This window comes from Streptomyces sp. NPDC051217 (assembly GCF_044455465.1).
Lineage (GTDB): Bacteria > Actinomycetota > Actinomycetes > Streptomycetales > Streptomycetaceae > Streptomyces.
Map to the genome: position 1 here is coordinate 93,046 of NZ_JBITEV010000005.1, position 21,533 is coordinate 114,578.

The following is a 21,533-nucleotide window of genomic DNA, read 5'->3' on the forward strand; positions in this document are numbered from 1 at the left end:
AGCACTGGCGCCTGTATCTTCGACCAAGGAAGAGAAGCTGCCGTCGTCAGGAGATCGCTTCCGGATCCGCGTCGACCGGTCGAGGATGGGCCTTCTTCTCTTCTCCCCGCCGGCGCAGGCGCGTGACAATGAAGGCGACGAGGACGGCGAGCAACAGGGCGAGCACGGTGTACTGGATGACTTCGATATAGGGCTCGACCTGCTGCCAGTTCACGCCGAGCGCGTATCCCGTGGCTGTGACCACCCGGCCGAAGGTCTCGACCCGGTCTGCCACGCCGGCGTCGACAACGTCATGACCAACTACCGCCAGCGGCCAGTACTGCCGTGAGGCCTTCTTGCAGATCTTTGACGAAATACTCGGGAACCTCCAGCGACGGGAAATGCCCTCCGGTTTCGGGCGACCTCCATCGGACGATCTGTCGGTACCGCTCCTGTGCCCAGGCGCGCGGACACTTCTCGATGTCGCGGGGATACATACTGATCGCTGACGGGACGTCGACCCGAAGTCCGGGATCGAGCGAGTTGTGGCTCTCGTAGTAAATGCGGGCCGACGATGCGCCGGTCCGCGTCAGCCAATACAGGGTGACGTCGTCAAGAACCCTGTCTCTGGAAATCGTCTCGAACGGGCTGTCTTCGGTGTCTGACCACTCGGCGAACTTGTCAAGGATCCAGGCAAGAAGCCCGACCGGTGAGTCGACGAGCGAGTACCCGATGGTCTGCGGTCGGGTCGCCTGCTGCTTCGCGTACGCCGCGCGGTGGCGCCAGAAATCGCGGGTTTCCTCGGTCCACTCGCGCTCGACCGCCGTCAGCCCGTCCGTCGTCAACCCAGGGCGGTGCCTGCGCGAACGTTGCATCCCCGTGAAGCTGGTCGCCAGCTGGTGCTCCGAGTTGAGCAAGGCATGTCCCTGCGAGGCGCCCTTCGACGACGCCAGACGATAAGCGACAAGCTCAGGGGGACCATGCGCACTACCAACCGCCATGTTCGCGGCCGTCACTCGGCCGAGGAGGTCAAGCTCGGCTACCAGCTGTCGAAGGCCCGCGTCCGCCCAACCGCCTTACCAGGATGGGGCGTTGAAAATGCGGCTCAGCGATACAGGAGGCGCTGCAGCCAGCGGACCCGCGCGCGTCGGGCCTCGCGGGAGACGGCGGCCTCCTGTGCCAACTGGTCGAAGCCGTGAAATCCGCCCGCCCAGATGTGCAGTTCGGCCTCGCCGCCGGACTGCCAGATCCGGGTGGCGTAGGCGACGGCCTCATCCCGGTACGTCTCGGCGGAGCCGGCATCGATGAAGGCCGGCGCAAGCCCGGACAGGTCCGTCGCACGGGCCGGGGCAGCGTACGGCGATACGTCGGCACCCCCGCGCTCCTCTCCCAGGAGAGAGGACCACCCGACCGCGTTGGCATCGCGGTCCCACACGCCCAGTCCGGCCATTTGCACGGCGGACGGGGAGTCGTTGCGGTCGTCGAGCATGGGGCACATCACCACCTGCCCCAGGAGGTGCGGGCCTTTGCGGTCGCGTGCCATCAGCGCGAGCGCGGCGGTGAGACCGCCGCCCGCGCTCGCGCCGGCGACTACAATGCGCTCCGGATCCCCACCGATCTCGTGGGCGTGGCGAGACACCCACACCAGACCGGCGTAGCAGTCCTCGACACCTGCCGGATAAGGGTGCTCGGGCGCGAGCCGGTAATCGACCGAGACCACGACGAGTTCGAGCGGCTCAGCCCACTCCCGCAGTATCACCTCCATGCCCGCCCGGTTTGTGCCGCCGATCATCCCCCCGCCATGCACGTGATAGATCACCGGCGCGCCGTGCTCGAGACCGGCAGGGCGGGCGATCAGCAGCGGGACCTCCGGTACGCTCCCGGGCCCGGGCACCGACCGCTCGGACACCTCGAAGGCCCCACGGTCGCGCAACTCCCCCACGGTCGGGTCAGGAGCCAGATCCGCCAGGCGCGTCCGCCACTCCCTCACGTTGCCCGGCGCGGACGGCGAACTGTCGCGCAGATCGCCCATGCCGGCGAGCACCGCGGACAGCTCGGGGTCGAACGGCGTCGGCGGCGGCTGCTCGTTCGGGGTCTGGGTGTTACTCATCATTTCCTCTCGGACAGAAGTCGTACGGCTTCGGGACGGCAGGCATCCGCGCTGTCTTCCCATCCGTCTCAGTGATCGTTCTGGACGGCCAGGAGCCGACGACCGCCGACAGCGGGCGCCTGGGCCCGCCCCGATGGGCTGTCCGCACCGCCTGACGGGCTGTCGAGCAGATAGCGGGCATGAAGCTGCCCGCATGCGGCGTCGATGGAAGAGCCGAACTGCCGCCTGCGCGTGGCCCGTACGCCCAGATCACGCAGCCGCGCGACGAACTGCGAGACCTCTTCCGTCGCCGGCGCCCGGTAGGAGGGGTCCGCCCCCGCGGCGGTGTTGTACCGGATCACGCTGACGTGAAAGAGCTCCGGGCGAGAGCGTGACCTCACCAGCCGGGCCAGCGCCCGCAAATGGTCCGGGGAGTCATTGACACCCGCGATGAGCAGGTAGGCGAGGTAGACCTTGCGGCGTACGGCGGCGACATGCTCATCGAGGACGGCGAGGTTCTCGGCCAGAGGGAAGCGCCGCTCAAGAGGAACGAGGTCGGCACGCTGCGCCGGGAACGCGGAGTGGACGGACAGGGTGAGTGTGATGTGGGGGTGCTCTCTGGTGAGCCGTACCAGGTTGGGGACGAAGCCCACCGTCGAGACCGTGATCCGGCGAGGTGAGAGCCCTCCGTAACCGGGGGAGGTGAGCAGGCGCAGGGCGGGGAAGACATGCGGGTTGGCCAGCGCCTCTCCCATGCCCATGAAGGCCACGCTGTCGGGCAGCGCCGCACCGGAAGTGCGCCAGTGCGGATGGGCAACCTGGGCGTAGATCTCGTCCGCGGTGAGGTTGCGCACCAGCCCCACCGCACCGGTGGCGCAGAAGGTGCAGCCCAGGCCGCAGCCGGCTTGGGAGGAAACACAGATCGAAGACCATCCGGCCCGGTAGCGGGACAGGACGGTCTCCGCACGGCTGCCGGTCTCCGTCTCGAAGAGGACCTTCTCCACCTGCTCCGCCGACTGGGCAGCCACCGGCTTGAGTGGCCACAGGCTGGGTCCGAAGCGAGCGGTCAGTTCCTGTCGGAGGACGGCGGGGAGTTCCCGCACCTGGTCGAAGTCCACGGCGCCCTGGTGCAGGCTGTGCAAGAGCTGCCGGAATCGGTACTCCGGCGCGCCGACGCCGGCGAGGTACGTATGGATGTCCGCCAGTCGGGTTCCGGGCGGTGGGTTGGGCAGGGCTGGGTGATTCAAGGAAGCGTGCCCTGCCTCAGCGGCATGGGCGCGGTGTGACTTTACGGCGTGGGTCATGGTGGGTTTCCTTCTCGCGGTCGTAGGCGCGGGGATCGGGGGCTACGAGTGCGAGCACCGCACGCAGATTCAGACCCGGAGAAGAGTGCGGCCCGCCGACAGGCGAGGGGCGGCTCAAGCATCGAGGTCACATCTACGCGGCGTCACGGGCGGCGAAAGCCGACTACAGCGTGACTGGCGTACGGGCGGAGCCGTATCGCGCGATGATCGCAGACCTCAGATGCGCAACGTCAACCTCATTCGGAGACAACAGGACCTTGAGACTGTACCTCAACGGGCAGGGACCTCAAGGCTCGGCGGTGATCGCGGTAATGCCTGCGACTTCCTCGTCCGACAGCCTGATCGACTGTGCGGCGAGATTCTCCCGCAGGTGCACCAGCGAGGTGGTCCCCGGGATCGGCAGCGAGATGGGCGAGCGATGGAGATGCCAGGCCAGCGCGATCTGCTGCAACGTAGCCTCGTGCCTGGCGGCGATCGGGGCGAGCACCTCGCGAGCCTTTTCGGGGCCCGGCGCAGGTCCGTCGGTCAGGGTGACCGGGTGCCAGGGTGAGAAGGCAATGCCATCTTGTTCGGCGGCGCGCAGCAAGTCGGCCCCGGCGCGCATCGTCACGTTGTAGAGGGCCGTCACAGCGACAATCTCGGCGATGCCCTGGGCGATGCGCAGCTGCTCCAGCGTGACGTTCGAAAGGCCGATATGGCGAATGAGCCCTTGCTGCCGCAAATCGGCCAGTGTACCGACCTGCTCTTCGAACGGAACGTCGGTTGCTCGCCCACTGTGCAGGTAGTAAAGGTCGATGGCCTCCACCCCGAGCCGCCGAGCACTCATGTGGGCGCTCTGACTCAAGTAGTTGGCATTGCCGACGGCGTCAAGCGTCGCGTAGTCGAAACCGCCGCGCACGAATCCGCCCTTGGTCGCGATCCTCAGACCCTTCGGGTAGGGATGAAGGGCATCGTGGATAAGGATCTCATTGGTGTGCGGACCGTAGACGTCAGCGGTGTCGATGAAATCGACCCCTGCCTCTACTCCCTCGCGGAGCAGCGCGGCGGCCCCCTCCCGGTCGGGGTATTCCCCCCACACTTGGGGGCCGGTGAGCAACATGGCCCCGTAGCCCACTCGGCCCACCGCGAGGTCCTCGGCGACTGTGATGCGATTCCCCTTGCCATGGGTCTCCACCGGCATGGTTCGATCTCCAGCTTTGTCGGAAGCCCTCCCGGGAAATTGGGAGGGCTTTCTTATTTTTCTGGAGGAGTCCCCCACCAGCAACTTGTGGCAGATGGAGGACTTCTGGAGGCCGGCTCGGCGCTCCGAGCGACGGTCCTCGCGGACGGCCGTTGCGAGGACACCGCCGTCGCCTACACCCCCGCGCCGTAAGGGGCGAAGCCGGAGAGCTGTGCCAGGGTGCCGGGCCGGAGCCCCTCGCATCTCCAGGATCCCCGGGGCTCACGGGAGTTGCGGCAAGGCCGATGAGCTCACAAGACCCTTCATCGCGACGCGGAAGACTCGTTCGCGTTGAGCGTCGTCACGGTAGAGGCCGACGCTGACGCCGATAGCGAATCGCATCACGTCGTCGATGTCGAGGCCCGGGTCGACCTGTGCTGCCTCTTGCGCCCGGGCCATGAGCGGCCCACCGGCGGCGTAAAGCGCGTCGTGCGCGGCCGGAAAGCCGTTCGGGTTGAAGGCCAGACCCTCGATGAGGGCGCGCTTGGTGTTCGCGAGCACGACGAACCGTCGCAGCCAGGCGACGAGCACGACGGCCGGGTCGTCGTCCTTCCCGAGCTCCTCGGCGTACTCGCAAACGTCCTGGACCCCTGACAGGTACACGGTCTCGACGAGCACCTCACGGGTCGGGAAATTCCGGTACAGCGTCGCGTTGCCGACGCCGGCGCGTCGCGCGATCTCATCCATGCTCGCGTCCGCGCCGAGCTCCTCGAAGGCGTCGCGCGCGGCAGCGACGAGCGCGTCGAAGTTGCGTGCCGCATCCGCCCGGTGCGGGCGCCGCTGGGCAAGCAAGTCGAACATGGGCCGTACCTCTCGGTTGAAAACGGGGACACTCCCCAGTTAAAGTGGGGAGTGTCCCCGGATAATCGGGGAGTCAATCCACATCATCACAGAAAGTAGCGCATCGTGGCAGACGTACCGGGCACGATCACCATCGGCGGCGACCTGAAGGTCAACACGATCGGCTTCGGAGCCATGCAGCTCACCGGCCCCCAGGTGTGGGGTCCCTACCCGGACCACGAGGGCGGCGTCCGCCTCCTGCGGTCCCTCCTCGACGAAGGCGTGAACTTCATCGACACCGCCGACGTCTACGGACCGCACACCAACGAACTCCTGATCCGCGAGGCACTGCACCCGTATGCGGACGAGCTCGTCATCGCGACCAAGGGCGGATTCGTGCGCGGCGGCTATGACTACTCGACCCTCGGCTCGGTCGGAAACCCCAAGTACCTCAGGCAAGCGCTCATGACGAGCCTGCGGCGACTCGGCCTGGAACGCGTGCAGCTCTACTACCTCCACAACGGATACGCCACCGACGCCCCGTTCGAGGACCAGATCGGCGAGCTCAGGGCCATGCAGGAGGAGGGATACATCCAGCACATCGGCCTCTCCAACGTCACTCCTGAGCAATACGCCACAGCGCGCGATATCGCGGACATCGCCGCGGTCACCGCCCTCTACAACGTCGGGAACCGCAGCGGCGGCGGGCTGCTCGCGGCGGCCGAGCAGGACGGCGCCGTCTTCTCCCCCTGGCACCCGGTCAGCCTCCGCGACGGAGGCGACAACGCGGAGCGGGTGGCCTCGACCCTCGCTCCCATCGCCGCCGCCCACGGCATCACCCCGCAGCGGCTCGCGCTCGCGTGGCTCCTGCACCGCTCCCCCGCGATGCTCCCGATCCCCGGCACCAGGAGCCTCGCCCACCTGCGCGAAAACGTCGCCGCCGGATCCGTACGCCTCGACCCTGACGAAGTTGCGACCATCACCGAACTCGTGGACGAAACCGCGGCGTAGCGAACGAATCGACGGTGCGGCCGACGACAAGATCGTCGGCCCCGTCCGGCAGCCGTCCAAGGAGGTACCACCACGCGGCAGCGGTGGCTGACCACTGGGCACACTCATCGGCGACTATCAGTACGACCCCTCCGGCACCGCAGTCGGGATGGATCCCCTGCGGGCAACTACTACCTCCAGCACGACCGCGAAGGCTCGCAACATGGTTGAAGCCGTGGAACGCTCCCGGCGCGGACCGGTCCGCGCCCGCACGCACGCGGACACCTGACCCCTGCCATCGGCCAGAGCTCGTCCTACGGTGCGGGGGTGCAAGCCACTACAGCGTCCTCGCACGGCCTCAACTGCTCAACACATGCCATTGCCGCCCCGGTGGGGAAGGATCCGGTCCGGCGTCCGGTCAGTCGCGCGCGCTCGCCACGGCCTGCTGGATGCCCATGAGGACGAGGGCGAGGCCCCGGTCGAACTCTTCGTCGGCGTACTCGGCACCGATGGAGGCGAGCCGGAAGAGGGCGGGGAGGGCGCCCTCGGTGAGTGCGCCGACGCGATGGGCTTCAGCGTCCGCGGCACCCTCCGGAGCGAGGGGACCGGCGAGTTCGGCCTGGGCGAGGCCCATGACGAAAGCCATGACGGTCCGGAAGGCGGCGAGGAGATCGGCCCCGTCGAGTCCTGAGCGGGCGAGGGCGGAGGCCAGGCCCTCGGCCGGTGCCAGCCCTGCCGGGCTTGACGTGCGGCGTGTGAGGACGAGCGGCATGGCGGCCGGGTGGGCCCGCACTGTGCGCCACAGGGCGGTGGCGGCGGCTCGCGTGTCGGCGTGCCAGTCGTCGGTGGGCGCGGGCATGTCTACCCGAGCGGCGACGGCACCGACCACGAGTTCCTCCAGTTCCCCGCGGCCCTTGACGTAGTTGTAGAGCGTCATCGGGCCCGTCTCCAAAGCTCCCGCGAGCGAACGCATCGACAGCCCCGCCAGGCCGTCGCGATCGACAATGGCCAGCGCCTGCTGCTGGATCTCCGCCAGCGTGAACCGGGCTTTCATGCTCACTCCCCACTTGACACGTACGCCGTACGTATCTGAAGCTACTACACGTACAGCGTACGTATTCCAGTGAGGAGTGCCCCGTGCACGAAACCCGCAACACCTCCTTCCTCTCCAAGGGGCAACGGTGTGCCGCGTGGATGAACTACCCCGCCGACGACGACGGTCCCCACCCGGCGGTGGTCCTCGTCCACGGCTTCGGCGCCACCCACGACATGCGGCTCGACCAGTACGAACAGGCGTTCACCAACGCCGGCATGGTCGTTCTGTCCTTCGACTTCCGGCACATCGGCGCCTCCGAGGGAACACCCCGCCAGCTGATCTCCATCCCCCGGCAGCTGGCCGACATAGACGCGGCTCTCACTTTCCTCGCGAGCGACCCCCGCGTCGACCCCACCCGGATCGCCCTGTGGGGGACCTCGATGGGAGCCACCCATGTACTGCTCGCGGCGGCCGACCATCCCGAACTCGCCGCCGCGGTCGTGCAGTGCCCCGTCATGAACACCATGAACGCGGCATTCAGCTCGGGCCTCGGCGCCGTCGCGAAGCTCATCGGCCCGATCACCAGCGACCTGATCCGTGCCGCGTTCCGCCTGCCGCGCCGCTACGTTCCCATCGTCGACGAACCCGGAAGGACCGCGCTCGTGACCGTGCCCGGGGCCAAGGACGGCTGGTACGGCATGGTCCCGCCCGGCGCGTCGTTCGACAACCGCGTGACGGCCTCGACCGGCTTCGAACTCGTCAAGCTCAACGCCTCCCGCCGCGCCGCGTCGATCCAGGCCCCGCTCCTGGTCTGCATATCCGACCACGAGACCCTCACGGACCCGCGCATAGCTGCGCGGACGGCACAGCGCGCACCCCGGGGCACCGCCCTGCACTACCCCGCCGACCACTTCGAGGTCTACCACCCGCCGCTCGTCGACGGCATCATCCGCGACCAGGTCACGTTCCTGACCAGGCATCTGCGGCCGAGGGCGCTCACCGAGGCCGGCCGTGACTGACCACACCGCGCTCCTGGCCCGCCAGGACGCCGACTTCTCCGCCTTCGCCCGCACCCTCACCCACGACGAGTGGCAGCGCCCCAGCCTGTGCACCGGCTGGACCAACCAGGACGTCCTCGCCCACGTCGTCCTCGGACTGCGGCTTCCACTGCCGCGACTCCTCGCCGCCATGGGCAGCCACCGCGGATCCTTCGACAGCGCCAACGAGGACCTGTCACGCCGCCACAGCCACCGCCACACCCCGCACGAGCTCCTCAACGCCTTCGACCAGGCCCGCGCGCGCCCCCACGGCATCGGACGGCTCCTTCCCACCCCCCTGATGCTCGGCGACCACACCGTCCACCACCTCGACATCTCCCTCGCCCTCGACCGTCCGGCCCGTATCAGTCCCGAGGTCGCCAACGCCGTCCTGAAGGTCGAAACGACCATCCCCAACCCATTCATCCCGGCCCGCGCCCGAGCCCGCGGCCTCACCCTCCGAACCACCGACACCAACTGGCACCGCCCCGGCGACCAGAACCTCGACGTCACCGGCGTCGCCGAACACCTCATCTCCGTCCTCGCCGGCCGGCGCCACGCCCTGCCCCGGCTCACGGGCAACGGCACCACCACTCTGCGAGCACGCCTCTGAATGCGCTCGTCCCGACGAAACCCGGCAGTACCAACAAGGACACGATCAGCTCGGGGATGTCGTATGAATCGCTCATGGCGCAGGTATCCACCGGCCGCCGCGCGTGGCCGATGCCGATGGCCGGGCGGTCAGGTGCCGGTCGGCGGCACGAGTCCCAGACCTGCCCCGAGGCACACCGAGCCGCCCTCACCGATCACCGCCGTCAGGTTGGGGGGCGCGGTCCAGCCCATGGTCCTCTTCGGTACCGCGGGTCCGACAACGCGCCCACGAAGCACGACCGGTACGCGCTGGTCAGTCAGCCAGAGAGCCTCACGAATGGTGACGCGCGCCTGGCCTTCACCTACTTCTCCCAGCTGGCCGTCAGCGACGAACCGGACCAGGGCGTGCACGCCGACGCCGCCGTGGAACCCAGCGTCGAACTCCTGCGTGCCGTCCTGACGTCCCAGTACGGCAGGCTGGGCCTGGCCAGGGCGCCGCTGGAGACACTCACCCTGCGGATCACTCATTACATCCGGTGCTGTCCCGCACCGGCATCAGCCTCGGAGACTGGATCCGAGCTGCTCAACCTGAAGTTGGAAAACGCACAGTGCCCCATGCCTGCCCATCTCGGCGGGTCACAGACCAGGCGAGTCTCTTCCGCGACATCTGATCAGCCGGAACCAGCGGCTCTACGCTCAGCGCCGTCTACCTTGGGCGCCCATCGACACTCGCCACCTCGACAAGTGCCCGGCCTGTCCCACAAGACACCTGACGCTCCATCAGGAGGAGGCCGCGAGCCCGGCGGCCGGGGGGGTGTGGCTCCCCGGCCGCGTACTCACTCGCCGTCCGGGTCCGCGCGGTCCAGGGCCGGGCGCGGGCCGGGCTCGAAGTCGTTCAGCAGGAAGTCGGCGGCGGCGGTGTCGGTGACCAGGCTCGTGACGAGTCCGGATCTCAGGACGGAGCCGATGGCCGCGCCCTTGCGCTGCCCGCCGGCGATCGCGACGACCTCCGGGATACGGCGCAGCCGGTCGGCCTCGACGGTGATGCACCGCTCGCCCAGGTCGCGTCCGACCCGCCGGCCCTCCGCGTCGAAGAGGTGCGCGGACATCTCGGCCTCGACGCCGAGGGACGCGTAGTGCGAGCGCTCCTCGTCGGTGAGCATGTCGTGGACCGTGGAGATCCCCGCCTCCCAGGAGCCGATGGAGACGGCCGCGACGGTGACCTTGTCGAAGTACTCGAAGGCACGGGCGATACCGGGCTGGCCGCGCAGCGCGGCGGCCGTGGCCGGGTCGGGCAGCAGCATCGGGGCGTAGATCGGGTGCGCCTCGCCGCCGGAGACCTGGGCGGCGCGCCGTACGGCCTCGACCGAGCCGCGCTCGGCGGTGCCCGCGTCGTACACGCCGGTCAGCTGGACGACGGTGCAGGGCGGCAGCCGGTCGAGGGCCGCGGCCATGTGGATGGTGGAGCGGCCCCAGGCGAGACCGAGGATGTCGCCCTCGACGACCAGTTCGCCGAGGAGGTCGGCGGCGACCTCGCCGAGGTTCTCGGGGTCGGGCGACTCGTCCGCCGTCTCGGCGGGTGACTCCACGACGACAGCGTGCCGCAGGCCGTAGCGGGCCCGCAGGGCGTCGGAACGCTCGGCGTCCAGTTCGGCGGGGACGCGGATCTCGATCCTCACGAGATCACGTTCGAGGGCGGTCTCCAGGACCCGGGCCACCTTGAAACGGCTGACGCCGAACTCCTCCGCGATCTGGATCTTGGACTTGCCCTCCAGATAGAAGCGCCGGGCCATGGCCGCCGCCTGCACCAATTCCGCGGGTCCCATGCGCAGGGCCGGCCGACCCGCCGACATACCAGGCACCGCGATCTCCTCACTGCTGTTCACACTGGACGCGCTCTCATCCTGTCAGATTCGGCGGTCCTTGATCAGCCCGGTTGGGCGGCGTTCATTTAGCTGTGGCCAGGTGGCCGCGTGAAGTTGTGGCTCAGTGGGCGCATGCCCAGCCGGCCGAGGCGGTCGCCTCGTCGGCCTGGTGACGCAGCATTCGTACGGCCGCCGCGGGGTCGTCCGTCCCGTACACCGCGGAACCGGCGACGAAGACATCGGCGCCGGCGTCGGCGCACCGTTCGACGGTTTCGGCGGAGACACCGCCGTCGACCTGGAGCCAGAGCTCCAGACCGTGCTTGGAGATCAGCTCCCTGGTACGGCGGATCTTGGGCAGCATGATGTCCAGGAAGGCCTGGCCGCCGAAGCCCGGCTCGACGGTCATGATCAGCAGCATGTCGAGCTCGGGAAGCAGGTCCTCGTACGGCTCGATCGGCGTCGCGGGCTTCAGAGCCATCGACGCGCGTGCGCCCTTGGCGCGAATCTCGCGCGCCAGCCGTACGGGGGCGGCGGCGGCCTCCACGTGGAAGGTGACCGAACCGGCTCCCGCCTCGACGTACCGAGGCGCCCAGCGGTCGGGCTCCTCGATCATCAGATGGCAGTCCAGCGGGGTCCGCGTCGCTCGGGCGAGCGCTTCGACGACCGGCACACCGAGAGTCAGATTGGGCACGAAGTGGTTGTCCATGACGTCGACGTGGAGCCAGTCGGCGCCCTCGACGGCTCGCGCCTCTTCGGCCAGTCGTGCGAAATCGGCGGACAGGATGCTGGGGTTGATCTGGGCCATGTGCCAAGCCTGCCATGCTCCGGGCGACTTCCTCGCCTCGATGTACGGCATCGGGCCAAGGGGACGGGCACACTCCGCGCAATCCTCGCGATTCAGCGGGACGGGCGGGGCGGATGCGGCCGGGGAGGGGCGGGAGGCCGCGCTTCTCGCCGAGACGGCCGCCGTCCACGCCGACGCGCTGGACGCCGCCCACAGGACGCTGACCGCGTTCCGGGGGCCCGGCTTGCCCGAGGAGCGCTTCGGTCCCGCTCCCGGCTGGCGGATGCTCACTGCCGAGGACCGCGGGCGGCTCGTTCGCACCCGAGCGGCGCGCGCCGGAGCGCGCCGACGGGAACGACCGGCTTGCGGCGTATCCGGGCCGCGACGTCCGACGGCCGGGACAGCCGCGTCCTTGCTGTGCGCCCCTCAGGCCGTACGGCGCAGCAGCGCCAGATACATCGCGTCCGTGCCGTGGACATGCGGCCACAGCTGGATGTCGGGTCCGTCCCCCAGCGCCGCCACGCCGGGCATCAGCGGCCGGGCGTCGACCCACTCGGCCTCGACCGCGGGCCCGCCCCTGCCCTTCAGGACGTCCTCCACCACGGCGCGTGTCTCCGCCGGGTGCGGGGAGCACGTGGCGTACCCGACGACCCCGCCCACGCGTACGGCGTTCAGCGCCTCGCGCAGCAGTGACCGCTGGAGCGGTGCGAAGCCCGCCAGATCCTCGGGGCGGCGCCGCCAGCGGGCCTCGGGGCGGCGGCGCAGGGCGCCGAGTCCGGTGCACGGGACGTCGACCAGGACGCGGTCGAAGACACCGGGCCGCCACGGCGGGCGGGTGCCGTCGGCGCTGATCACCTGGTACGGGCCGGGGTTGCCCGCGAGCGCCCGCTCGACGAGGCGCGCCCGGTGCGGCTGCTTCTCGGAGGCGAGCAGCAGCGCGCCGCGCTCGGCGGCCAGCGCGCCGAGCAGCGCCGCCTTGCCGCCGGGGCCCGCGCAGCCGTCGAGCCACCGCTCGTCGGTGCCTTCCACCGGCGCGTTGGCGAGCGCGACGGCGACGAGCTGGCTGCCCTCGTCCTGGACTCCGGCCCGTCCCTCGCGTACGGCGTCGATGGCGCCCGGTTCGCCGCCCTCGGTGAGCCGGACCGCGTACGGCGACCAGCGTCCGGGCAGTCCGGAGTCCTCGCCCAGGGTGCCGAGCAGTTCGCCTGCCGAGATCCGGCCGGGGCGCGCGACGAGCGTCACCTCGGGCCGCTCGTTGTCCGCCTCCAGCAGGTCCTCGATGCCCGCCCGGCCGCCGCCGAGGGCGTCCCAGAGCGCCGAGACGACCCAGCGGGGGTGCGAGTGGACGACGGCGAGGTGGTCCTCGGCGTCCTCGTCGTACGGCGGCGCCACGCGCTCCAGCCAGGCGTCGAGGTCGTCCTTGGCGATCTTCCGCAGGACTGCGTTGACGAACTTCGCGCGCCCGTCGCCGAGCACCACGCGGGCCAGCTCCACGCTCGCCGACACGGCGGCGTGGGTGGGAATGCGGGTGCCGAGCAACTGGTGCGCGCCGAGGGCGAGCACGTCGAGCACGGGCGGGTCGACCTTGCGCAGCGGCCGGTCGATGCAGGCGGAGATGATCGCGTCGTAGGTGCCCTGGCGGCGGAGCGTGCCGTAGACCAGTTCGGTCGCGAGCGCCGCGTCGCGGGTGTCGAAGTCGCCCGTCTCCCTGGCCTTCTTGAGAAGGGGCGGCAGGACGAGGTTGGCGTAGGCGGCGCGCTCGTCGACGGCCCGCAGTGCCTCGAAGGCGAGGATCCGCACGGGATCCTTCTTGGGACGGCGGTAGGGCTTGGAGGGACGGCGCCGGGCCTGGTCGTTCAAAGGTGCTCCGCTGGTGAAAGGTGCTGTGCTTCAAGGTCGGACAGGTTCGCCGGACAGCTTCAGCGTACGTCCGCGGCGCCACCGGGTGCGCCGAGCCGTTCGCCGGTCGCGATCCGGACGCCGCGCGCCCAGTCGGCGGCCCGCATCGGCTTCTTGCCCTGCGGCTGGACCCAGAGCAGTTCGACGGCGTACGAGCCGGTGCCGACGTGCACGGAGTTCTTGCCGACGGCGGGCTCCCCGGGCGCCAGATCGGTGCGGTCGGGCACCGGCGCGAGCTGGATGAGCTTGAGGCGTTCGCCGCGGAAGACCGTCCAGGCGCCGGGTGCGGGGGTGCAGCCGCGTACGACACGGTCGACGCGCAGCGCGGGCGCCGTCCAGTCGACCCGCGCGTCCTCGACGGTGAGTTTGGGGGCCAGGGTGATGCCTTCGGCGGGCTGCGGAACGGCCTTGAGGGTGCCGTCCTCGATACCGTCCATCGTCGCCGCGAGCAGCCCGGCGCCGGCGAAGGCGAGCCGGGTCAGCAGGTCGCCGCTGGTGTCGGTGGGCCGTACGTCCTCGGTGATCACGCCGTACACCGGACCCGAGTCCAGCCCCTCCTCGATGAGGAAGGTGGCGGCGCCGGTCGTCTCGTCACCGGCCATGACCGCGTGCTGCACGGGGGCGGCGCCGCGCCACGCGGGCAGCAGCGAGAAGTGCAGATTCACCCAGCCGTGGACCGGGATGTCGAGCGCGACGCGGGGCAGCAGCGCCCCGTAGGCGACGACGGGGCAGCAGTCGGGCGCGATCTCTCGCAGCCGGGTCAGGAACGCTTCGTCGCGGGGCCGGGCGGGGCGCAGGATCTCGATGCCCGCCTCTTCGGCGCGCTCCGCGACGGGGCTGGCGACGAGCCTGCGGCCGCGTCCGGAGGGCGCGTCGGGGCGGGTCACGACGGCGGCGACCTCGTGCCGGTCGGAGGCGATCAGTGCGTCCAGGGCTGGTACGGCGACCTCGGGGGTGCCTGCGAAGACGAGCTTCACTGCGGGACTTCCTCGCTCTCTCGTGCGGCTCAGAGCCTGTCGGGTGGCCTTCGACCGGATGGTGGACGCGGTCTGGTGCGGTCCGTCCGGCACGCGCGGGCGGCGGGCACCGGGCGCGCTCGGTGACGGACAGCGCACCAGTCTATGGCCCTGACGACCGCCGGAATGATGGGGGCGTACGGGAGCCCGCGCGCCCCGCGCTTGTGCGCATACGCCCCCGCAGCGTGACCACAATGGCGGGTGGCGCGTTGTCAAGGGAGATTGACCACAAACGGGCCGCCCGGTGCGGCCCGATCCGTTTCAACGCCGGTTCGAGAGGCTTGTTCATGGCCGACCACGCAACCCACGACGCACAAGCCCGGGCAAATCTGCACCTGTTGGTGCGGGACATCGAGCGCGTCCGCCGGCAGGTGGACGCGTTGCGCACTCTCACAGCCCAGTTGGGCAACGTCTACCGCCCGCGCCGCTCAGGCCCCTCGACGGGCTTCGTCGTCTACGGCCGGGCACCAGCCCCGACCGTCCGTCTCGCGCAGGAGCTGCGGGACAGTGTCGAGAGCCTGGTGACGGCGGCCGTGGACTTCGATCGCTCGCTGGGCTTCTCGTGGGACGCGGTCGGCTCGGCGCTCGGCGTCACCAAGCAGGCGGTGCACCGCCGTTACGGTACGCGGCGGGCGGTCCAGCAGGCCGCCGCCGAGGGGGACCGTCCGCAGGACGCCGCGCCGCCGATGGGTCCTCCGGTGCAGGGCCCGGTCCCCGCCGTGCCCGCGGCCCGGTCGATGCCACCGCAGCCGTCGGTGGCCGCCGCGCAGCCGCCGCGCGAGGAGGCCCGCCCGGGGGCGTTCCCGGGTCCTCGCAACGGCTGACGCGGTCGGCCCGGTTGGTTCTCGGGCACCGGATCTGCTGTACGGGCGGCGGGTCCGGCGTTCGGGAACGGATCCCCCGCCCGAGCCCACCCTGCCCGTCAGCCGATGTCGGGGGGATCGATCCGGATCCGCACCGGGTCGCCGCCACCGCGTGCCATGCGGCTCGCCTGGGCCGACTTCAGGGCCGCCGCCAGCGCCGCGCCGCTGCCCGGGGGCACCCGCAGCAGCGCGCGCTCCCACACCTCACCGGGCGGCGGATCACCGGTCCTTCGGGGCCGGGCCGGGTCCGTGACCGGCAGCGGTACAGGCCCCAGGACCTCGGCGTCGGGCGGCAGTTCGGCGAGGTTGAGGAACGCGGCGACCGCGTCGGGCCTCCCCGACACCGCCGCCATCCGGGACACCGGGGGAAAACCCAGCTCCGCCCGCTCCGCCAGCTCGCGCTGGGCGTGGCCCACCGGGTCCCACCGCACGAGCGCCTGTACGGGCCGCAGCGTCGGCTCGGCCACGACCACGACCGTGCCGCCGTCGCCCTGGCCCCGGACCAGCGACGCGGCGTGCAGCCAGCGCCGTAGCGCCTCCTCCCCCGCCCTCAGGTCCGGCCGGCCCAGCATCGCCCAGCCGTCGAGGAGCAGCGCCGCCGCGTAGCCGTCCTCGGCGACGGGCTCGGCGCCGGGAGTGCTCACCACCAGGGCGGGGCGGCCGGGAACGGTGTCGAGGATGTGGTCGCGGCCCGACGTACGCACCGGGACCGCGGGGAACGCCCGGCCCAGCTCCTCGGCCGTACGCCGCGCCCCGACGACGCTGGCCCGCAGCCGCGTACCGCCGCACTCCGTACAGCGCCAGTCGGACTCACCGCGCCCGCACCAAGCGCAGTGCAACTCCCGCTGCTCGGGCGCCTCCAGGGGGCCCGCGCAGTGGCGGCAGCGGGCCGGCGCGCGGCAGCGCTCGCAGCCGAGCCGGGGCACATAGCCGCGCCGGGGCACCTGCACGAGGACCGGGCCGGTCCTGAGCCCGTCCCTGACGGCCTGCCAGGCGAGGCTCGGCAGCCGGGCCGCGCGCGCGGCCTCGTCACGGGCCAGCTCGCCGTCTCCGACTGTCCGCACCAGGGGCGCGGCCGTACGGAACCGCCCGCGGTCCGCCGTCATGGGCAACGCCCAGCCCGTCTCTACCAGTTGGGCCGCCTCCACGGTGCATCCCGTGCTGCCCAGGAGGAAGGCGCACCTGTCGTGGGCGGCGCGCAGCAGCAGGACCTCCCGGGCGTGCGGCTGCGGAGCGTGGAGCTCGCTGTGGCTGGAGTCGCCGTCGTCCCAGATGGCGACGAGCCCGAGATTCCGCACGGGAGCGAACATGGCCGCGCGGGTCCCCACCACGGCCCGAACCGAGCCGCGCCGGACGGCGAGCCACTGGCCGTACCGCTTCTGCGGCCCCGCCTCCGCGGTGAGCAGCGCGTGGTGTCCCTCGCCGAGCAGCTCCGTGAGCGCGGTGTCGACGCGGGCCGCCACCCGGCCGTCCGGTACGACGACGAGGGCCCCTCGCCCGGACGCGAGCGTCGCCGCGACGGCCCGCGCCAGCTCGTCCGCCCAGTGCGGGCCGGGCAGCGCGGTCCACACGGCTCGTGGGGCGCCGCCGTCGGCGAGCGCGTCCAGGAAGGCCGGACCCTTCGCGTACCGCTCCCAGGTGCCCGTCTCCGGCCGCCCCGGCGCCGGCAACGGGTCGGGCGACCGCTTGGCCTCCGCGCGCGCGTTCCTCGGCGGCACGGCCAGCTGCAGGACGTCGGCGAGGCTGCCCGCGTATCGGTCCGCGACCGCCCGCGCGAGCCCGAGCAGCTCGGCGCTGAGCACCGGCTCCGGGGACACCACGCCGGCCAGCGCCGCGAGCGGCCCCGCGTAGTCGGACTCGGCCCGCCGCTCGACGATGAACCCGTCGATCAGCCGCCCGCCCTCACGCCGCCCGCCCCGCACCTGATGCGCCCCGGCCCCGAACCGCACCCGCACCCGCACCCCGGGCTGCGCGGCCTCGTCCAGCTCCTCGGGCACGGCGTAGTCGAAGAACTGATCGAGATGCAGCACGCCTTTGTTCACGACGACCCGCGCGACCGGTCGCTCCCCCGCCAACGGCGCCCCCCGCCATGTCCGCGGCTTGGCCCGCGGCACCTTGGCGGCCCGCACGGTCTCGCGGATGAGCGCGAGCTGCTCCGGCCCGCCGTCCCCGGCGGACTCCTCCTCGGCCTGCTCGTCGGGATGCTCGTCGTCGCTGCTCACAGCCAAATTCTTACCAGACACCACCGACATCGGGGCTGGTCACAGGGGGATCTCTCCGGCGTACGACGACGGGCCCCCGACACCAGTGGTGTCCGGGGCCCGTCCCGTTGACTTACGAGTAATGCCTTACAGACCGACCGCCGCGCGCAGGGCGTCCACGCGGTCCTTGCGCTCCCACGTGAAGTCGGGCTCCTCGCGGCCGAAGTGGCCGTACGCCGCCGTCTGGGCGTAGATCGGGCGGAGCAGGTCGAGGTCGCGGATGATCGCGGCCGGGCGCAGGTCGAAGACCGTGGCGATGGCCTGCTCGATCTTCTCGACGTCGACCGTGGCGGTGCCGAAGGTCTCGATGAACAGGCCCACCGGCTCGGCCTTGCCGATCGCGTACGCGACCTGGACCTCGCAGCGCGCGGCGAGGCCGGCGGCGACCACGTTCTTCGCGACCCAGCGCATCGCGTACGCGGCGCTGCGGTCCACCTTGGACGGGTCCTTGCCGGAGAAGGCGCCGCCGCCGTGGCGGGCCATGCCGCCGTAGGTGTCGATGATGATCTTGCGGCCGGTGAGCCCGGCGTCGCCCATCGGGCCGCCGATCTCGAAGCGGCCCGTGGGGTTGACCAGCAGCCGGTAGCCCTCGGTCTCCAGCTTGATGCCGTCCTCGAGGAGCTGCCCGATCACATGCTCGACGACGAACTCACGGATGTCGGGCGCGAGGAGCGAGTCCAGGTCGATGTCCGAGGCGTGCTGCGAGGAGACGACCACGGTGTCGAGGCGAGCGGCCTTGTCGCCCTCGTACTCGATGGTGACCTGGGTCTTGCCGTCGGGACGCAGGTAGGGGATGGTCCCGTTCTTGCGGACCTCGGACAGCCGGCGCGAGAGCCGGTGGGCGAGGTGGATCGGGAGCGGCATCAGCTCGGGCGTCTCGTCGCAGGCGTAGCCGAACATCAGGCCCTGGTCGCCGGCGCCCTGTTTGTCGAGCTCGTCCTCCACACCGCCGACCCGCTTCTCGTACGCGGTGTCGACGCCCTGCGCGATGTCCGGGGACTGCGCGCCGATGGACACCGAGACGCCGCAGGAGGCGCCGTCGAAGCCCTTCTTGGAGGAGTCGTAGCCGATCTCCAGCACCTTGTCGCGCACGAGCTTCGCGATCGGCGCGTACGCCTTGGTGGTGACCTCACCGGCCACATGGACCAGACCCGTGGTGATCAGCGTCTCCACAGCGACCCGGGAGGTGGGGTCCTCACGCAGGAGGGCGTCGAGAATCGTGTCGCTGATCTGGTCAGCGATCTTGTCAGGATGACCTTCGGTCACGGACTCCGAAGTGAACAGACGGCGCGACACATCGCTCCCTGGGGTTGCAGCGGCTGCTGGCTAAATCCTTGTCGGAACGACCGGGGAGCTGCGCCCCTCGTCGTTCCTCGGCCAGTTTATCCGGCCGACGGCTCGGAAGGTCCAGGCGTCTCGGACTCTGGGAGTCGAGTTGAGGCGTTCACTCCGTCCTGCGATACGACGATCGCCCCCCATCCCGACCTGGAAGCCCTGTTTTGGGCGGTTTTTGGCCACCCGGAAGAGGGAACGAAGAATTAACTTGCCGTTCGTCTAGTCGGACCCGAGTGAGGGTACGACGAGGTCCCAGACCGTGTCGGCGAGCGCCTCCTTGGGACCGTGGGGCACCGGCGTCTCGCCGCCGTCCGCTCCCAGGATCACCGCCTCGTTCTCGTCGGCGCCGAAGGTCTTTCGCTCCCCCACCTCGTTGACGACCAGCAGATCGCAGCCCTTGCGGCGCAGCTTCGCGCGCCCGTTGGCGAGCACGTCGTCCGTCTCGGCGGCGAATCCGACGATCACCTGCCCCGGCCTGGGCCGCTCCGCGCCGATCTCCGCGAGGATGTCGGGGTTGCGCACCAGCGCGATCGGCGCGGGCTCCTCGCCGTCCTTCTTCTTGATCTTGCCCGCGGCGTACTCGGCGGGGCGGAAATCGGCCACGGCCGCCGCCATGACCACGGCGTCGGCGTCGGCGGCCGCCTTCAGGACGGCCTCGCGCAGTTGTACGGCGGTGCCGACGCGCACGATGTCGACGCCTGCCGGGTCGGGCAGCCCGGTGTTGGCCTCGATGAGGGTGACGCGGGCGCCGCGGGCAGCCGCCGTACGGGCCAGTGCGTACCCCTGCTTCCCGGAGGAGCGGTTACCGAGGAAGCGGACGGGGTCGAGCGGCTCGCGCGTGCCTCCGGCGGAGACGACGACATGCCGGCCGGCCAGGTCGGGCACGGTCACACCGCGCGTCAGGACCCGGCGGCAGACCTCGAAGATCGCGTCGGGGCCGGGCAGCCGTCCCTTGCCGGTGTCGACGCCGGTGAGACGGCCGACGGCGGGCTCGATGACGACGGCTCCGCGCTCGCGCAGGGTCGCGACGTTCGCCTGGGTGGCGGGGTGCTCCCACATCTCGGTGTGCATCGCCGGGGCGAACACCACCGGGCAGCGCGCGGTCAGGAGCGTGTTGGTCAGCAGGTCGTCCGCCAGGCCCTGGGCGGCCTTGGCCAGCATGTCGGCGGTGGCGGGGGCGACGACCACAAGGTCGGCGGACTGGCCGATGCGTACGTGCGGCACCTCGTGGACGTCCGACCAGACCTCCGTGGAGACGGGGTGGCCGGAGAGCGCGGACCAGGTCGCGGCGCCGACGAAGTGCAGGGCCGACCCGGTCGGGACGACCCGTACGTCATGGCCCGACTCGGTGAGACGGCGCAGCAGCTCGCACGCCTTGTACGCGGCGATCCCGCCGCTCACCCCCAGGACGACCTTCGGCCTGCCGTCCGAGCGCTCCGCCTGGTCCACCGTGTCTCCCCGCGTTCGGTTGGATTCGTCTTCCCCTATGACACACCACGGGCCCGGCAGTCGCGCCGCCGGGCCCGTGGTGAAAGGGATGTGCCGCCGTTACTGCGGCGGGCCGTCGATGGCCTCGGACGTCAGCAGACCCGCGTTGATCTCACGCAGGGCGATCGAAAGCGGCTTCTCGTGGACGTGCGTGTCCACCAGCGGACCGACGTACTCGAGCAGGCCCTCGCCGAGCTGCGAGTAGTACGCGTTGATCTGGCGCGCGCGCTTGGCCGCGTAGATCACGAGGCTGTACTTCGAGTCCGTGGCCTCGAGGAGCTCGTCGATCGGCGGGTTGATGATGCCCTCGGGCGTGGAAATGGAAGAGGACACACTCTTGCCTTCCGAAGATAAATCAGGGAAATACAGGAAATACAGGGTGCTACCGACGGCTGCGCGAAAGCAGACAGAGGTCAGGCAACTCCCATCAAGGCTAGCAGCTCGCGAGCGACGTCCTCGACGGAGGTGTTCACCAGGCTGGTGTCGAACTCCGGCTCGGCCGCCAGCTCGACCTTCGCGGCCTCCAGTCGGCGCTCGATCACCTCGGGCGACTCGGTGCCCCGGCCGGTCAGCCGGCGGACCAGCTCGTCCCAGCTCGGCGGCGCCAGGAAGACGAGCTGTGAGTCCGGCATCGAGTCCTTGACCTGCCGCGCGCCCTGGAGATCGATCTCCAGGAGCACGGGCTCGCCCGCCTCCAGGCGTTCGAGCACCGCGCGACGCGGCGTGCCGTAGCGGTTGCCCGCGAACTCCGCCCACTCCAGCAGCTCACCGTTGGCGACCAGCTTGTCGAACTCCTCGTCGCCGACGAAGAAGTACTGGACCCCGTTGCGTTCGCCGGGGCGCGGCTTTCTGGTGGTGGCCGACACCGAGAGCCATACCTCGGGGTGGACCTTGCGCATATGGGCGACGACCGTGCTCTTGCCGACCCCCGAGGGGCCGGAGAGCACGGTCAGCCGCGGACGTACCTCTGGTGCCATGCAGCGATTATCCAGGTTCC

General features: G+C 70.7%; 19 protein-coding genes and 2 pseudogenes. 5 read left to right on the forward strand and 16 right to left on the reverse strand.

Annotated features, from left to right (window positions below; genetic code table 11):
* Positions 1-46: 46 nt before the first annotated feature.
* From ACIBBB_RS13830 to ACIBBB_RS13855, 6 genes and pseudogenes are all read right to left on the reverse strand, one after another.
* A complete protein-coding gene (locus ACIBBB_RS13830) occupies positions 47-274 on the reverse strand; it encodes a hypothetical protein (RefSeq protein ID WP_398981476.1) in 228 nt (75 codons plus the stop codon).
* Positions 275-290: 16 nt separating this feature from the next.
* Positions 291-849: pseudogene (locus ACIBBB_RS13835) on the reverse strand (epoxide hydrolase); the annotation flags it as partial.
* Positions 850-1,084: 235 nt separating this feature from the next.
* Positions 1,085-2,089 (reverse strand): alpha/beta hydrolase, encoded by a 1,005-nt coding sequence (locus tag ACIBBB_RS13840; RefSeq protein WP_398981478.1) that lies wholly within the window; start codon positions 2,087-2,089, stop codon positions 1,085-1,087.
* 68 nt (positions 2,090-2,157) lie between these two features.
* Positions 2,158-3,315: a radical SAM protein gene (locus tag ACIBBB_RS13845; protein WP_398981480.1), complete on the reverse strand. Its 1,158-nt coding sequence runs from the start codon at positions 3,313-3,315 to the stop codon at positions 2,158-2,160.
* 343 nt (positions 3,316-3,658) lie between these two features.
* The gene (locus ACIBBB_RS13850; protein WP_398981482.1) at positions 3,659-4,552 is read right to left on the reverse strand and encodes an aldo/keto reductase; all 894 of its coding nucleotides are present in this window, start codon (positions 4,550-4,552) and stop codon (positions 3,659-3,661) included.
* Between the two features lie 261 nt (positions 4,553-4,813).
* The gene (locus ACIBBB_RS13855; RefSeq protein WP_398981484.1) at positions 4,814-5,392 is read right to left on the reverse strand and encodes a TetR/AcrR family transcriptional regulator; all 579 of its coding nucleotides are present in this window, start codon (positions 5,390-5,392) and stop codon (positions 4,814-4,816) included.
* 105 nt (positions 5,393-5,497) lie between these two features.
* Between ACIBBB_RS13855 and ACIBBB_RS13860 the strand changes: the two genes are divergently transcribed.
* Positions 5,498-6,382 carry an aldo/keto reductase gene (locus tag ACIBBB_RS13860; protein WP_398981486.1) on the forward strand — a complete coding sequence of 295 codons (885 nt, stop codon included), beginning with the start codon at positions 5,498-5,500 and terminating at the stop codon, positions 6,380-6,382.
* A 397-nt stretch (positions 6,383-6,779) separates the two neighbouring features.
* Here the strand turns inward: ACIBBB_RS13860 and ACIBBB_RS13865 are convergent, their stop codons facing one another.
* Positions 6,780-7,415 carry a TetR/AcrR family transcriptional regulator C-terminal domain-containing protein gene (locus ACIBBB_RS13865; RefSeq protein WP_398981488.1) on the reverse strand — a complete coding sequence of 212 codons (636 nt, stop codon included), beginning with the start codon at positions 7,413-7,415 and terminating at the stop codon, positions 6,780-6,782.
* Positions 7,416-7,498: 83 nt separating this feature from the next.
* On the opposite strand from ACIBBB_RS13865, the gene ACIBBB_RS13870 reads away from it, so the two are divergent.
* The 3 genes and pseudogenes from ACIBBB_RS13870 to ACIBBB_RS13880 all read left to right on the forward strand — a co-directional run.
* Positions 7,499-8,416 carry an alpha/beta hydrolase gene (locus tag ACIBBB_RS13870; protein WP_398981490.1) on the forward strand — a complete coding sequence of 306 codons (918 nt, stop codon included), beginning with the start codon at positions 7,499-7,501 and terminating at the stop codon, positions 8,414-8,416.
* Positions 8,409-9,047: a maleylpyruvate isomerase family mycothiol-dependent enzyme gene (locus tag ACIBBB_RS13875; RefSeq protein WP_398981492.1), complete on the forward strand. Its 639-nt coding sequence runs from the start codon at positions 8,409-8,411 to the stop codon at positions 9,045-9,047. Before ACIBBB_RS13870 ends, ACIBBB_RS13875 begins: the two co-directional genes overlap by 8 nt.
* 314 nt (positions 9,048-9,361) lie before the next feature.
* A pseudogene (locus ACIBBB_RS13880) lies at positions 9,362-9,562 on the forward strand (AraC family transcriptional regulator); the annotation flags it as partial.
* A gap of 299 nt (positions 9,563-9,861) precedes the next feature.
* Here the strand turns inward: ACIBBB_RS13880 and ACIBBB_RS13885 are convergent.
* The 4 genes from ACIBBB_RS13885 to fmt all read right to left on the reverse strand — a co-directional run bounded on the left by ACIBBB_RS13885 (position 9,862) and on the right by fmt (position 14,550).
* Entirely contained in the window at positions 9,862-10,911 is a 1,050-nt protein-coding gene (locus ACIBBB_RS13885; protein ID WP_398981494.1) for a sugar-binding transcriptional regulator, read from the reverse strand.
* Between the two features lie 100 nt (positions 10,912-11,011).
* On the reverse strand, positions 11,012-11,695 hold the full coding sequence (gene rpe / locus ACIBBB_RS13890) for a ribulose-phosphate 3-epimerase (protein ID WP_398981496.1): 684 nt from the start codon (positions 11,693-11,695) through the stop codon (positions 11,012-11,014).
* Between the two features lie 405 nt (positions 11,696-12,100).
* On the reverse strand, positions 12,101-13,534 hold the full coding sequence (locus tag ACIBBB_RS13895) for an RsmB/NOP family class I SAM-dependent RNA methyltransferase (RefSeq protein WP_398981498.1): 1,434 nt from the start codon (positions 13,532-13,534) through the stop codon (positions 12,101-12,103).
* Positions 13,535-13,593: 59 nt separating this feature from the next.
* A complete protein-coding gene (fmt, locus tag ACIBBB_RS13900) occupies positions 13,594-14,550 on the reverse strand; it encodes a methionyl-tRNA formyltransferase (RefSeq protein WP_398981500.1) in 957 nt (318 codons plus the stop codon).
* A 326-nt stretch (positions 14,551-14,876) separates the two neighbouring features.
* Between fmt and ACIBBB_RS13905 the strand changes: the two genes are divergently transcribed.
* Positions 14,877-15,413 carry a hypothetical protein gene (locus ACIBBB_RS13905; RefSeq protein WP_398981502.1) on the forward strand — a complete coding sequence of 179 codons (537 nt, stop codon included), beginning with the start codon at positions 14,877-14,879 and terminating at the stop codon, positions 15,411-15,413.
* 98 nt (positions 15,414-15,511) lie between these two features.
* Here the strand turns inward: ACIBBB_RS13905 and ACIBBB_RS13910 are convergent, their stop codons facing one another.
* The 5 genes from ACIBBB_RS13910 to gmk form a co-directional block, all read right to left on the reverse strand.
* Positions 15,512-17,704 carry a primosomal protein N' gene (locus ACIBBB_RS13910; protein ID WP_398981504.1) on the reverse strand — a complete coding sequence of 731 codons (2,193 nt, stop codon included), beginning with the start codon at positions 17,702-17,704 and terminating at the stop codon, positions 15,512-15,514.
* A gap of 96 nt (positions 17,705-17,800) precedes the next feature.
* On the reverse strand, positions 17,801-19,009 hold the full coding sequence (metK, locus tag ACIBBB_RS13915; RefSeq protein ID WP_398981506.1) for a methionine adenosyltransferase: 1,209 nt from the start codon (positions 19,007-19,009) through the stop codon (positions 17,801-17,803).
* 258 nt (positions 19,010-19,267) lie between these two features.
* Positions 19,268-20,497 (reverse strand): bifunctional phosphopantothenoylcysteine decarboxylase/phosphopantothenate--cysteine ligase CoaBC, encoded by a 1,230-nt coding sequence (gene coaBC / locus ACIBBB_RS13920; RefSeq protein ID WP_398981508.1) that lies wholly within the window; start codon positions 20,495-20,497, stop codon positions 19,268-19,270.
* 99 nt (positions 20,498-20,596) lie between these two features.
* A complete protein-coding gene (gene rpoZ, locus ACIBBB_RS13925) occupies positions 20,597-20,869 on the reverse strand; it encodes a DNA-directed RNA polymerase subunit omega (RefSeq protein WP_398981510.1) in 273 nt (90 codons plus the stop codon).
* Positions 20,870-20,949: 80 nt separating this feature from the next.
* The gene (gene gmk, locus ACIBBB_RS13930; protein WP_398981512.1) at positions 20,950-21,513 is read right to left on the reverse strand and encodes a guanylate kinase; all 564 of its coding nucleotides are present in this window, start codon (positions 21,511-21,513) and stop codon (positions 20,950-20,952) included.
* Positions 21,514-21,533 lie beyond the last annotated feature (20 nt).

Excerpts from the sequence above, each read along its gene's own strand:
- ACIBBB_RS13840 (WP_398981478.1), bottom strand. The coding sequence starts at position 2,089 with ATGAGTAACACCCAGACCCCGAACGAGCAGCCGCCGCCGACGCCGTTC.
- ACIBBB_RS13850 (WP_398981482.1), bottom strand. The coding sequence starts at position 4,552 with ATGCCGGTGGAGACCCATGGCAAGGGGAATCGCATCACAGTCGCCGAG.
- ACIBBB_RS13855 (WP_398981484.1), bottom strand. The coding sequence starts at position 5,392 with ATGTTCGACTTGCTTGCCCAGCGGCGCCCGCACCGGGCGGATGCGGCA.
- ACIBBB_RS13865 (WP_398981488.1), bottom strand. The coding sequence starts at position 7,415 with ATGAAAGCCCGGTTCACGCTGGCGGAGATCCAGCAGCAGGCGCTGGCC.
- rpe (WP_398981496.1), bottom strand. The coding sequence starts at position 11,695 with ATGGCCCAGATCAACCCCAGCATCCTGTCCGCCGATTTCGCACGACTG.
- ACIBBB_RS13905 (WP_398981502.1), top strand. The coding sequence starts at position 14,877 with ATGGCCGACCACGCAACCCACGACGCACAAGCCCGGGCAAATCTGCAC.
- ACIBBB_RS13910 (WP_398981504.1), bottom strand. The coding sequence starts at position 17,704 with ATGTCGGTGGTGTCTGGTAAGAATTTGGCTGTGAGCAGCGACGACGAG.
- gmk (WP_398981512.1), bottom strand. The coding sequence starts at position 21,513 with ATGGCACCAGAGGTACGTCCGCGGCTGACCGTGCTCTCCGGCCCCTCG.